A 13,942-nucleotide genomic window follows, 5' to 3' on the forward strand; every position below is an offset into this window, starting at 1 on the left:
AGTTAGAATGTTAGATTTAAAACTTTTGCAAAATAATTTTGATGAAATTGCACAAAAACTAAAAGCTAAAAAAGTAGATGAAAATTTACTCAAAGAACTTAGCGACTTATTTATAAATTTAAAAAAAGAAAAAGCGCTTTTGGAAGAATTTCAAGCTTTTCAAAATAAGTTTAGCAAAGAGCTTGCAACAGCACAAGATAAAGAAAGCTTAAAGGTACAACTAAGCCAAAATAAAGAAAAAATCAATACTCAGTCAAAAATCGTTAGCACGCTAGAAGAAAAACTAGAACAAATTGCCCTAGCAATACCAAATATCCCTGATGATTGCGTGCCTTTTGGAGAAGATGAAGATAAAAATATAGAATTAAAAAAAGTTCTGATACCTCCTAGTTTTGATTTTGAAATCAAAGAACATCATGATTTGGGAGAAAAATTAAACTGGCTTGATTTTACAAGAGGGGTTAAAATCTCACAAAGTCGTTTTTGTGTGCTTAAAAATGAAGGAGCTTTACTAAGTAGAGCCTTGGTAAATTATATGATTGATTTTAATAGAAGTAGAGGTTTTGAGCTAGTCAATGTACCATTTTTAGTAAATAGCGCAACCATGTATGGCACAGGACAGCTTCCTAAATTTAAAGATGATATGTATAAGGTAGAAAATGATGATTTATATCTCATCTCAACTTCTGAAATTCCTGTAACTAATCTTTATTCTAATGAAATTTTAACTCAAGAAGAACTACCCTTAAAAATGACCTGCTATAGTGCTTGTTTTAGACAAGAAGCAGGAAGCGCGGGTAGAGACACAAGAGGTATTATAAGGCAACATCAATTTGAAAAAGTAGAGCTTGTTAGTATATGTAAGCCTGATCAAAGTGAATTGATGTTTGAAGAAATGTTAAATTGCGCCAGTGATTTACTAAGCTCTTTGGGTCTAGCACATAGGCATTTAATGCTTTGCACGGGAGATTTGGGCTTTTCTGCTGCTAAAACAGTAGACTTAGAAGTATGGCTTCCATCGCAAAACAAATACCGTGAAATTAGCTCTGTGTCAAATTGTAAAGATTTTCAAGCAAGACGTGCAAAGATCCGTTTTAAAAACGATAAGGGCAAAAATGAATTAGTTCACACACTTAATGGTTCTTCACTAGCTGTTGGTAGAACCTTGGTAGCTATTATGGAAAATTATCAAGAAAAAGATGGAAATATAAGAATTCCTGATGTATTAAGAAAATACTTTTAAGAGAAAACATGGCCGAAGAAGTAACACCTAAAGAACAAGATAATCAAGAAAAAGCTTTTTCAGAGATTGATGAAAATCCAGGAGTAGAAGAACAAACTATCCCTCCTGGCACAATACCTCCTGAATTAGAGGAAGAAGAAAGTACTTTTCAAAGAGTAGAGGAAGAACCTCAAACATCACAACCTGAAGAAAAGAAAAAGCTTTTTGATAAAAAATTTCTTATTTTGATTTCAACACTTGGTGCTCTTGCTCTAATTTTATTTATTATTTTAGTTTTACTTCTTGTTTTTAAGGAAGATAAAAAAGTAATCACAAATAATCCAATTTTAGAAGATAATGTTAGTACAAGTATCACAAAGGTGAAACAATCTGCTTTAGATCTTGTAGTACAAAAGGCAAATTTATTATATGAAAAAGGTGATATAGAAAGTGCTTTAGAGCTTTATAATAATATTAATATTTTCAATCAATCTTTATCTAGTTATAATCTTGGTGTAGCTCAAATGAAACAAAAAGATTATATTAGTGCTGTTGAGAATTTCAAACAATCTTTAGAATTAGAAGAACACAAAGTTGCAGCAGCTATTAATATAGCTGTGTGTTATTTTAATCTAGGCGATAAAGAGAAATTTAAATATTATCTTGATTTGGCAAGAGTACATTTACCACAAGATTCTAAATCTTCTTTGTATGATTATTATCTAGGATTAATTAATTACTATCAAGGATTTTATCCAGAGGCTTTACAAATGTTCATGCGTTCAAGTAATATCAACAGCTATCAAGGGGAGTCTTATTACCTTGGGGCAAAAATTTACGCATTATTAAAATCTGATCAAAACGCCATTAATCTTTTGCAAAAGCAACAAGATTATGAAGCAAGCTTACCCTTAGGTTTATTATATGCAAAACTGGGAGAATATAAAAAAGCTAAAGAATATCTTGAAAAAGCATCAAAAATAGAAAATCAAGCCATAAGAAGCAAAATGGCTCTAGCTTTAGTAGAATTAAAAACAGGCCAATTTGACAATGGTGCACAAATTTTAAAAACTTTATATGTAAAAGATAGAGCTATTGGCTCAAAATACTATAACATAAAAACAAGACTAAAAAGAAATTTTTCAAATATTGATATAGCGCAGCAACATTTTGCCAAAAGTTTAATCACAGGAAAACAACAAATTTATGATTTACTTTTTTATTTTTCACCTTATCGCGTTTTTGATATAAAACAAAGCATGGAGCTCATCACAAAAGCTGATTTGGGAAATTTCATACAAGGGTATGAGTATGAAAATGAATTGCTTGTTAAAAGCAAAGCTTTATCAGGCGTTAATGTGGAATTATCTCATGCTATCAATCTAGCTTTCAATTTTCATCTAAGAGAAGCAAATCAAGAATTTAAAAATTTAAGTGAAATTTATCATGCTCACGATGTAATTCATTATAATCTTGCTTTAACTTATGCACAACTGCAAGATTATAATAATGCATATAAACATTTTTCAACTGCTTATCATTTAAATCCAAAAAATTATATTGCAGGTATTTTTGCCATATATTGCATGGATTTAGTAAAAAAAGATTACACCAAACTTGCTAATGAACTTTTGGAAAATTTACAAGCAGATAATAATATCGATCAAAATCATAATATCTATAAATATTTACTATATCTAGTTAAAAGTGACTTTACTGCTATGATTCCTTATTTAGACAACCTTTCAAATAGCAAAAATACTCCTTTAGAATTAATGTTTGCTATAGTAGCTGCTAATGGCAATAATCTTGAAATTTTAAGAAATCAAAAAATAAAAGAATTAAAAGATTTGCTCGGTGAGGATATTATTAGCAATATTTTATATTTTAATTCTAAAAACACAAATCTTGATATTAAAGAGTATGCCAAACAAGCACAAATGTATTTTTTAACAACCAAGCTTGATTATAATTCTTTATTTGGTGGAGCTGGTATAGTTAAAGACAGCTATGTGACACTTATGCAAATTACAGGCTTATTAAATCATGTTAGAAATGACATAAAAAAAAGACTTGCTATGAGTAATAAAAATTCCATCGGGCTGATTTTTGCTCTAGCTTACGTTGATATTTTTGCTAAAGAATACCAAGAAGCATATACGCTTTACAATATCTTAATAGATGATTATAAAATCAAAGATGCACAAACTTTATTTTTAGCCGCAGTAGCAGCGATAGGTTCTAATAATCCAAATTCAGCCATAGCTTTACTAGAGCTTGCAAAATTAGAAAATGAAGAAACCTTAGAAGCAAGACTTGCACTAGGACTATTATATCATGAAGTCCAAAATTTAGAACCTGCTATGTTTCAATATGAAAAAGTAGGGAATAATTTTGAAAGTAAATTTTTTACTTTTGATATTAAAAATTAGTATTTTCATAAAATAAGAAAATACTAATTAACTATCAAAAAAATATAATTATAAATTACAAATTAGATTATTATAAAATATACATGAGGTTAACTTTATGAAGTGGCTCCGGATGTAGGATTCGAACCTACGACCAATCGGTTAACAGCCGACTACTCTACCGCTGAGCTAATCCGGAACATCAATAAATAAGAAATGATATTATATAAGAAAAAAACTTTTTTGTCAAGATTTTTTATAAAAAATTACGCTTTTTTGTAAAATTTTACTCCTGCTAAATTTTCTACAACAACTTTTCGTTCTTTAATTAATTTTTCTAATATATCTTTACTATGCTGACTAAATTTGTTTTCTATATCAAATTCACTTTGCGCTCTAAGCTGCAGCATCTTCAAGAGCTCTTGGATATTAAAATCAATTTTTTCACCTTTGTAATAATGTTTAGCAAGCACAACAGGCACACTAGTGATATACATACTTAATTCTTCCAACTTTTCCAAAGATATACCTTTAACAGGATACGCAGGCGGTCTATCTATAGTGCTAAAATCCACTCTTGATGGTCTTATCTTGTCAAATGCCTCATTTAAAGCCAACATCTCATCTTTGTTATCATTCAACCCCTTGACAATTAAAACTTCCATAACAAGCTCACCCAAAAATTTCTCTCTAAAGGTGATCATTTGTTCTATCATTGTTTCAAGTTTTATTTGTTTTAAAGCCCTATCAACTCTATAAAAAGTTTTTTCCATTGCACTATCAAGACTAAATTTAACCACATCAATATACATTAAAGCATCAAAAATATCCGAATTTAAAACTCCACTACCATTGCTTAGGATTAAGAGTTTTTTATCTTGTTTTATTTTATTTAACTCATAAACTAATTCTTTTAAATGAGGATATAAAGTAGGCTCACCATTTGCAGTTAATGTTAAAAAATCAAATTGCACATTACTTTTAAATACACTTTGTACTTCATCGATAATATTTTTTATTTTAGGATAAATTAAAGATTTTTCCAAAGGTTTTGCAGCTTGTAATTCACAATAAACGCAGTCAAAATTACATTGTTTTTGATTTGGACTTAAATCAATTCCCAATGAAAGTCCAAATCTTCTTGAACTTATAGGCCCAAAAGTTATTTTACTCACTTTTTAGATTTCTCTTGAACTAGCTTGATAAAATATTTAGCATTATCAACAGGAATATCAGGTAAAATTCCATGTCCGAGATTAAAAATATGTGCACTATCTTGCATAATATTTAAAATTTTATCCACACCTTGTTCAATAGCTTTTTTATCATAGAGTCTACAAGGCTCCATATTACCCTGCAAAGTATATTTAGCGCCTAGTTTTTCCTTAGCCAGCTCTAAAGGGGTACTCCAATCTACTCCAAAGACATCAAAATTTCCATTTATATCATCTAAGAACCCACTTACCCCTTTAGGAAATAAAATCACAGGAATATGCGGATATTTTTCCTTTATAAAATCAGCAATTTCAAGCATATATTTAAAAGAAAACTCAAAAAACATTTCTTTTTCTAAAGCACTTGCCCAACTATCAAATATCTGTATAGCATTAGCACCTGCTCTAATTTGCTCTTGAATATAATACTTTAAAACAAAAGTAAGTTTAGATAAAATTTGATGTAAAAATTCAGGATTTTGATAGACTATTTTTTTACACTTTGCATAATTTTTACTACTACCACCCTCTATCATATAAGTAGCAATAGTCCAAGGACTTCCACAAAAACCAATCAAAGCTTTATCTTGTGTAAGTTTTTCTCTAGTAAATGCTAGTGCATCATAAACATAAGAAAGATTTTTAATGCTTTTTTCAACATCTAATCTTTCCAATTCTTCTTTTGTTTTAATAGGATTTGAAAATATAGGGCCCTCGCCTTTTTCAAATTTTAAATCCATACCCATTTCTAAAGGTACTACCAAAATATCTGAAAAAATAATAGCTGCATCAACACCCAAAATATCTACTGGTTGTAAGGTAACTTCACTCGCTTTTTTATAATCTTTACAAAGTGATAAAAAATCTCCAGCACTTGCTCTAACCTGCATATATTCAGGTAAATATCTTCCTGCTTGGCGCATCATCCAAACTGGAGTATAAGAGGTTGACTTTTTAAAACATGCATCAATAAAAATCATTTTTATTCCTTATTTTAATGATCACTTTTGTGTAAAAAATAAAGTCCTATACAAAGAGCTAAAATAGAACCTGCAAGATAAGTCATATCCAAAACCGTATTTAGTTGCATTTGTAAAATTCTTTGGAAAAAATTTACAACTAAGACCATAATAATAACTTTTGCAAGTTTATCTTTTAGTTGATCTAAACTGTGCACTTCTAAAACTTTTGATTGTTTAGTTTGTTTAAATTCTTCTATTTCACTAATAAAAAGTTCATAAATTCCAAAAGAAAATATAAATAAAACTAAAGCCATTAAATATAAATCTACAGCCCCTATAATCAAACCAACAATATCTTCATGCAAATCCACCGTAGAATTAGGCAACATAAAATACTCAAATACATATTTTAAAACTTTAATCACATCATAACTTGCAATAAAAAATAAAACAAAAGCTCCTATAAGGCCAAAAATTACAGGCAAAATAGTGACTAAACGACTTTTAACTAATAAATTTTCAAAAAATCTTTCTAACATTTTTCTCCTTTTTAAACCAATTCTAACCATTTTTGCGCAATACGCACTGCATTTGTAGCAGCTCCTACACGAATTTGATCAGCCACGCACCATAAGTGTAAAATATTTTTATGATTAATATCACGTCTAATTCTTCCTACATAAGTTTCATTAGTATCGCTTGTAAAAAGTGGCATAGGATATTTTTTATTTTCTATATCATCAATCACAACAACACTTGGTGCTTTAGAAAGTATCTCTCTAACCTTAACAACATCAACATCTTTTTCAAAATGCATAGTAATAGCTTCACTATGACTTCTAAGCACAGGAACTCTTACGCAAGTTGCTGAAATTTCAAGTTTTTTATGCAATATTTTTTGCGTTTCATTTACCATTTTTAATTCTTCTTTAGTGTAGCCATTTTCACTAAAAACATCAATTTGAGGAATTAAATTTAAAGCTAAGGTATATGGAAAAGTTTTTGCCTCAAATTCATCTAATTTAAAAGCAAAAAAACTTTGCATTCCTTGAACTAATTCTTCCATACCTTCTTTACCTGCACCACTTGCTGCTTGATAAGTACTTACATCTACTCTTTTTAGATTAAATACATCATCAAGTGGTTTTAAAACATGCACCATTTGTATAGTAGAGCAATTTGGATTAGCAATAATTCCTGTTTTTTCCCAATCTTTAATATCTTCGCTATTGCATTCAGGAACTACCAAAGGAACATTTTCATCCATTCTAAAATGACTAGTATTATCAATCACTACAGCACCACACTCTACTGCGTATTTTGCATACTCAGCACTTATGTTTCCTCCGGCACTAAAAAAAGCAATATCTACAGGATTTTCTTTAAAAACATTTGGAGTTAATTCTTTTACTTTATAACTTTTTCCTCTAAATTCTACTTCACTACCTGCACTTTTTGCGCTTGCTAATGGCAAAATACTTTCAACCGGGAAATCGAGCTCATCTAAAACATTTAAAAGTTCTTCGCCAACCGCTCCTGTTGCACCTACAATGGCTATTTTTTTCATCATCCATCCTTTTTAAGTAATATTGTATTTTTTCATTTTTTCACTAAAAATTTTTTCACTCATCCCTATAAGCTTAGCTGCTTCTGCAATATCTTGCGAATTTTTTAAAGCTTCTAAAATCAATTCTTTTTCAAGATTTTTAATATCTTTACTTTTTCTACTTTCTAAAAATAAATCTTGAGCGCTAATCTCATCATTTTCACTTAAAATACAAGCTCTTTGTATAATAGAAATCAATTCTCTAATATTACCTGGAAAATCATAAGCTAGCAAAGCACCTTGTGCTTCTTGACTTAAAGTTTTTTCATTAAAATCATATTCTTTACATGTATCAAGTAATACCTTTTGTGCAATTTGCAAAATTTCTTCTTGACGCTCTCTTAGTGGTGGTATATTAATAGGAATAGTATTAAGCCTATAATATAAATCTTGTCTGAATTCATTATCTGTAATCTTTTTTTCTATATGAGCATTAGTTGCACTAATAATTCTTACATCAATCTTTATACTTTTAGTACTTCCTAATCTTGTAATTTCTTTTTCTTGCAAGGCTCTTAATAATTTTGCTTGAATTTCATAAGGCATTTCACCTATTTCATCTAAAAACAAAGTGCCTTCATTAGCAAGCTCAAACAACCCTATTTTAGTAGTATTAGCATCGGTAAATGCACCTTTTTCAAAACCAAAAAGCTCACTTTCTATCAAATTTGATGGAATTGCTGCCATATTAATAGCCACAAAAGGTTTTTGTGCTCTTTTTGAATTTTTATGCACAAAATTTGCAAAAACTTCTTTACCTACCCCACTTTCTCCAAAAAAAAGCACACTTGCATCTGTCTTAGCAGCCTTAGTAGCCAATTTTAAACAATCTTCCAAAGCTTTAGAAGTGCCATAAAAATCTTGATTTTCTTCTTTTTTGATAATCTTTTTGTTTGTTTTTTTAGAAGTCTTTTCTTGAATTATTTTTGCGCGTTTTATCGCAGTTACTAAAGTATTAATATCAAATGGTTTTACTAGAAAATCTTTTACTCCAAGTCTTACTGCTTCTATGGCACGATTTAGCGTTGCATTACCTGTGATAATAATAAAATCATATTTATTCTCACAAGCTTGCACAAATTCAATACCATCCATACCCGGCATATTAATATCTGTAATAATCAAATCAACATCATCATTTAGTTTTTTTAAAGCTTCAGTTGCTGATTTATAAGATTTTATAGCAAATTCTTCATACTCACTCAAAGCAATTTCGAGTGATTTTCTCATATTTATATCATCTTCAACTATAACTAAATTCATTTCAAACCTTAAGCTAAAATACCCTTTTTAGGACCACTTTTACCATGACATTCTTTATATTTTTTACCACTACCGCAAGGACAAGGTGAATTTCTAGGTACTTTAGTAATTTGTGCTTCACCATTTTCATCAACACCACTTTCTGTGGTATTAGCTAAAAACTGCTCGTTTTGTTCGTGGCTTTTTTCTTCAAAATTTTGTGCTTCTTTTTGAGTGAAAACTACATTAAATAGTAATTTCAAACTATCAAATTTAACACGCTCAACAAGCTCCATGAAAAGATTATAACTTTCTTTTTTATATTCTACTAAAGGATCTTTTTGATTATAACTTCTTAAACCTATACCAGTTTTCAAAATATCCATTTGATATAAATGCTCTCTCCATAGATTATCCAAAATTTGAAGATATAGAATTCTTTCAATTCTTCTAGCTTCCTTATCTTCAATAATATTCATTTTATCTTTGTAAGCTTTTTCTAAAATTTCACTTAATTTATTTTCTACTTCAATTACACCTAAATCTTTAAAATCAGCTTCGCTAAGCTCAAGATTACACTCATAATTTACTTTTTGCTTTAAGCTTTCAAAATGCTTAACATCATCTTCAAGTTCTGCATTTAGATAAATTTGGCTTACTAAGTAATTACTATACTCAGCAATATTTTTTAAAATTTTATCTTGCAAGTCAAATTCTTCATCTAACAATTCATTTCTATAATTATAAATAGTCTTTCTTTGTTCATTTGCCACATCATCATATTCAAGCAAATGTTTTCTGCTCTCAAAATGCAAGCTTTCAACTTTTTTTTGCGCATTCTCAACAGCTCTTGTAACAATACGACTTTCTATATGCTCGCCCTCTTCTATACCCAATCTTTCCATGATATTTTTTATGCGATCACCACCAAAAATTCTCAAAAGATTATCCTCTAAACTTAAGTAAAATCTACTTACACCAGGATCACCTTGACGCCCTGCACGACCACGAAGTTGATTATCTATTCTTCTGCTTTCATGACGCTCAGTTCCTATAATATAAAGCCCGCCTAAAGCTCTTATTTCATCATCTATTTTTATATCAACCCCACGACCTGCCATATTAGTAGCTATAGTCACTGCACCTTTTTTACCTGCATCTTGGATAATCAAAGCTTCTTGCTCGTGATTTTTAGCATTAAGCACATGATGGGGAATGCGTTCTTTTACAAGCATATTATGAAATACTTCACTTCTTTCAATACTTGCAGTTCCCACTAAAACTGGCTGACCCTTTGCATTTGCTTTTTTTATCTCTTCAATAACTGCTTTAAATTTTTCTTCTTGAGTTTTATAAATCAAATCATCTTTATCTATTCTTGCAATTGGTATATTTGTAGGTATAGAAACTACATCTAAATTATAAATTTGAGAAAATTCCGTTGCCTCAGTTTGTGCAGTACCTGTCATGCCTGCTAACTTTTTATACATTCTAAAATAATTTTGGAAAGTAATATCTGCTAAAGTTTGACTTTCTTCCTGAATTTTTACCCCTTCTTTAGCTTCTAATGCTTGGTGTAAACCATCACTAAAGCGTCTTCCCTCGCTTAATCTTCCCGTGAATTCATCAACAATTACAACTTCTTTATCTCTTAATACATAATGCACATCTTTTTCAAATAAATTATGCGCTTTTAAAGCCTGATCAAGCTGATGGGCCAATATTGCATTATCTAAGCTATATAAATTTTCTACTCCAAATAATTTTTCAGCCTTAGAAATTCCAGCCTCTGTAATCATAATAGTTCTATTTTTCTCATCGACAACAAAATCACCACTTGGCAATTCTTGAGGAGTAGTAGCTGCTTGGCCTTTTTGCATTTGTTTTGCTACTTCATTTGCTTTAACATAGCCGTCTAAAGTTCTATTTGTAGGCCCACTTATAATAAGCGGAGTTCTTGCTTCATCTATTAAAATACTATCCACTTCATCAACTATAACAAAATTATGCTCTCTTTGTACTTTTTCAAGCTTTGAAAATTTCATGTTATCGCGTAAATAATCAAAGCCAAATTCATTATTTGTACCATAAGTTATATCACACTCATAAGCTTTTTTATGTGCCTCATCACTATTTTGTTCTGAAAGTATCACACCTACACTAAAACCTAAAAAATTATAAATAGCACTCATTTGCTCTGCATCTCTTTTAGCCAAATAATCATTTACGGTAACCACATGCACACCCTTACCACTCATAGCATTTAATACAACAGGTAAAGTTGCAACCAAGGTTTTACCTTCCCCAGTTTTCATTTCAGCAATTTTTCCATCATGTAAAACCATACCACCAATTAATTGCACATCAAAATGACGCATATTAAGAGTTCTTTTTCCTACTTCTCTAACTATCGCAAAAACATCATTCAATATTTGGTCTAAAGTTTGTTCTTCTTTTTGAATTTGTGTTTTAAATTCTATAAATACTTGTTTTAATTCATCATCGCTTAAATTTTGGTATTTTGATTCTAAAGCATTAATTTGTGCAACCCTCTTTAAATATTTTTTTACTTCTCGATCATTTTTTGTGCCAAATATTGCTTTAAATACACTAGAAAACATTTTTTTACCTTTAATTACAAAAATATATGCTAGATTATACCTTGAATTTAATTAGAACTATATAAAAAGTTTTGTTTGGATAAATTTTATATAATTTACAAAATTTTTAAAGGATAATTATGAGATATTTTATATTTTTAATGTTATTTGCTTGTAGTATTTTTGCTTTTGATATAAATTTTAAAAATTTTAGTAGTGATTTTGAACAAAAGGTGCAAAGCAATAATTCTTCACTAAATTATAAAGGAAATTTTATCATTACTCAAAATAAAGCCTTTTGGAATTATACTAAACCAAATAAAAAACAAATTTATATCAATCACAAAGAAGTTATTATCATAGAGCCTGAGTTAGAACAAGCCATTTATACTCAATTGCAAAATTTACCAAATCTTCAAGAAATTTTTAAAAATGCAAAATTAATATCTCATGAAAATTATGAAGCAAAATACAAAAATATCACATATAATATCAAACTAAAAAATGATAATCTTAGTAATATTTCTTATAAAGATGAGTTAGGAAATTTAGTTAGTATTTATTTTTATAATCAGAAATTTGATCAAAATATCAACGAAAATATTTTTATACCAAAAATCCCAAGCCATTTTGATATTATTCAATAATCAAAATGGTATTTCATTAAACAAATCTTGCTGTTCTTTACTTGGAGCTAACATTTGCATTTGAGTTTTTTCCATGGTTTTTAAAATCATATCCATAGTCTCTTTACTTGTGTTAGTATCTTGATTAAAACTTTTATTATCATCTTTATCATTGTTGTTTATTTGATCGGTATTTATATCTTTTGATTGAGTATTATTTTGATCCGTATTTTTTGCAACTTTGGAATTATCTTGAATTTCCTTTTGTTTGATAGTTTTTATTGTATTGTCATCTTTTTTTTCCAAATCATTTATAAAACGCTTAAATTCTTCCAAGTCAAACTTAGCTACCGAATTAATTTTTAAAATATAAATATTTTTAATTTGAGTTTTATATTTTTTATTACTAAATTTAAGCAAGGTTTCTTTAAAATTATTTTTACCAACTTCTGTAAATAAATCTTCATAAAAATAACTAGATACAATGGTATTTAAAGCATCTATAATTTTCTTTTGATCTAAATTTTCTCCTTCAAAATCTAAATTCATTTCAATTTTTTTTAAAGTATTATTTCCAACCTTTGAATATAAATCAGTTCTAAAATTTTCTATACTCAAGGAACTAGCATGGATATTAAAAAACATTAAAAGCAAAACTATAATCCATTTCATATTATCTCCTCATCTTCTTCTAAATCTATAAATTTTTCTTGTAAATAAAATTTTTTCACTTCTTTATCGGTTTTTAAAATTCTTAAAAAATAATCCTCAAAAGGCATTTTATAATTATATATGATTTTTAAATTACAAGGATTAATGGCCCTTGATAAACATACATATAATTGTCCTTTTTCAAAAATTCCATCAATATCACATATGAGCTTATTTATACTCATACCTTGAGATTTATGGATTGTTATAGCATAAGCTAGTTTTATAGGAAATTGAACAAATTTAGCTTTTATCTTAACTTCTAGTTTTTCATCTTTGTCTAACTCATACTCTTCTAAGGTATATTCATATGGTTTTAATTTCAATCTTTCACCATTATTTTTCTCTATCAGAATATATTCTTGCTCTTTATCTTTTATAAAATCTAAAACAATTCCTTGTTCTCCATTGTAATAATTTTCCTCTTTATTATTTACACAAAAAATAATCTTAGAACCTATTTTTAATTTTAACTCCTCTAAAGAATTTAATCCTTTAATCCACTGCTCATAAATTTTATCATCTAAAGTATAATCTAATTTTTCCATTCTTGATTTAAATATTTTTTCTTTACCTTGCAAAAGATTTAATTTTTTAGCATTTATACAATTAGCTTTTTTATTTGTAGCACACAATAAAGTATACTCATCCATATATTCAAGTAAATTTTTTGAACTAATTAACATTTTTTTAAAGAAATTTAGCATTTCTTCATTTACTTCACCCATTCTAAGAAAAAACAAATATTCATAAAATTGCTTATCTAAAGTTCTTTTTGTAATACTAAGTCTTAAATTAATAAATTTAAGATCATTCCAAGCTTGCGAAGAAAAAGCATATAAAGTATTTTGAAATAAAGTGCTTTGAATTTGATTTTCTCTATAATTAATCACAGGTGGAAGTTGAAAAAAATCTCCAACTAATAAAATTTTACCATTAAAACCACTTCTTGATAATCTATAATAAATCATTTCCATCAATGAAGCACTCACCATAGAGATTTCATCAATAACCAACAAATCACATTGCTTTAAAATTCTCTTTAATTTTTCTAGTTTATCCCTTTGCTTTCTATCTTCATAATATAACTCATCATAATTTTGACATCTTTTAAAAGCAAAAAAACTATGTAAAGTAACTCCTCCTATATTAAATGCACTTAATCCAGTAGAACCTAATACAACAACAATTCTACCTTGTTTTCTATATAATTTAACAAGTTCTGTAGTTAAGAATGATTTACCAACTCCAGCAGAACCACTTAGAAATATATTATTATCTTTTAAGAAAAAATCTAATTTATTTAACATCATCCTAATATTATATTATAATCTACTAAAACTCAACT

Annotated in this window: 11 protein-coding genes and 1 tRNA gene; 3 read left to right on the forward strand and 9 right to left on the reverse strand. The window is 28.4% G+C overall.

Features of this window, described 5'->3' with window-relative positions:
• The first annotated feature begins 7 nt into the window (after window positions 1–7).
• Both serS and L8X28_RS04505 read left to right on the forward strand, forming a co-directional pair.
• On the forward strand, window positions 8–1,243 hold the full coding sequence (serS, locus tag L8X28_RS04500) for a serine--tRNA ligase (protein ID WP_263665651.1): 1,236 nt from the start codon (window positions 8–10) through the stop codon (window positions 1,241–1,243).
• An 8-nt stretch (window positions 1,244–1,251) separates the two neighbouring features.
• A complete protein-coding gene (locus tag L8X28_RS04505) occupies window positions 1,252–3,654 on the forward strand; it encodes a tetratricopeptide repeat protein (RefSeq protein ID WP_263665652.1) in 2,403 nt (800 codons plus the stop codon).
• A 103-nt stretch (window positions 3,655–3,757) separates the two neighbouring features.
• Here the strand turns inward: L8X28_RS04505 and L8X28_RS04510 are convergent.
• The 7 genes from L8X28_RS04510 to secA form a co-directional block, all read right to left on the reverse strand.
• Window positions 3,758–3,832, reverse strand: a tRNA-Asn gene (locus L8X28_RS04510).
• Window positions 3,833–3,899: 67 nt separating this feature from the next.
• On the reverse strand, window positions 3,900–4,808 hold the full coding sequence (locus tag L8X28_RS04515) for a radical SAM protein (RefSeq protein WP_263665653.1): 909 nt from the start codon (window positions 4,806–4,808) through the stop codon (window positions 3,900–3,902).
• Window positions 4,805–5,827, reverse strand: a complete 1,023-nt coding sequence (hemE, locus tag L8X28_RS04520) for a uroporphyrinogen decarboxylase (protein WP_263665654.1) — start codon at window positions 5,825–5,827, stop codon at window positions 4,805–4,807. The genes L8X28_RS04515 and hemE overlap by 4 nt, the downstream gene beginning before the upstream one ends.
• 14 nt (window positions 5,828–5,841) lie before the next feature.
• Window positions 5,842–6,348: a YqhA family protein gene (locus L8X28_RS04525; protein ID WP_087699510.1), complete on the reverse strand. Its 507-nt coding sequence runs from the start codon at window positions 6,346–6,348 to the stop codon at window positions 5,842–5,844.
• A gap of 11 nt (window positions 6,349–6,359) precedes the next feature.
• The gene (locus L8X28_RS04530; protein WP_263665655.1) at window positions 6,360–7,376 is read right to left on the reverse strand and encodes an aspartate-semialdehyde dehydrogenase; all 1,017 of its coding nucleotides are present in this window, start codon (window positions 7,374–7,376) and stop codon (window positions 6,360–6,362) included.
• Window positions 7,377–7,388: 12 nt separating this feature from the next.
• On the reverse strand, window positions 7,389–8,678 hold the full coding sequence (locus L8X28_RS04535) for a sigma-54-dependent transcriptional regulator (protein WP_263659321.1): 1,290 nt from the start codon (window positions 8,676–8,678) through the stop codon (window positions 7,389–7,391).
• Between the two features lie 8 nt (window positions 8,679–8,686).
• Window positions 8,687–11,278 (reverse strand): preprotein translocase subunit SecA, encoded by a 2,592-nt coding sequence (gene secA, locus L8X28_RS04540; protein ID WP_263665656.1) that lies wholly within the window; start codon window positions 11,276–11,278, stop codon window positions 8,687–8,689.
• A 119-nt stretch (window positions 11,279–11,397) separates the two neighbouring features.
• Here secA and lolA point away from each other — a divergent pair, with 119 nt between their 5' ends.
• Window positions 11,398–11,904 carry a LolA-like outer membrane lipoprotein chaperone gene (gene lolA / locus L8X28_RS04545; RefSeq protein ID WP_263665657.1) on the forward strand — a complete coding sequence of 169 codons (507 nt, stop codon included), beginning with the start codon at window positions 11,398–11,400 and terminating at the stop codon, window positions 11,902–11,904.
• On the opposite strand, the gene L8X28_RS04550 is transcribed toward lolA, so the two are convergent.
• Entirely contained in the window at window positions 11,905–12,555 is a 651-nt protein-coding gene (locus L8X28_RS04550; protein WP_263665658.1) for a flagellar basal body-associated FliL family protein, read from the reverse strand.
• Complete coding sequence (locus L8X28_RS04555; protein ID WP_263665659.1) at window positions 12,552–13,904, reverse strand: ATP-dependent DNA helicase; 1,353 nt, start codon at window positions 13,902–13,904, stop codon at window positions 12,552–12,554. The genes L8X28_RS04550 and L8X28_RS04555 overlap by 4 nt, the downstream gene beginning before the upstream one ends.
• Window positions 13,905–13,942 lie beyond the last annotated feature (38 nt).

Origin of the sequence: Campylobacter sp. CNRCH_2016_0050h, from assembly GCF_025772605.1 — a bacterium.
GTDB classification, from domain to species: Bacteria; Campylobacterota; Campylobacteria; order Campylobacterales; family Campylobacteraceae; genus Campylobacter_D; species Campylobacter_D lari_D.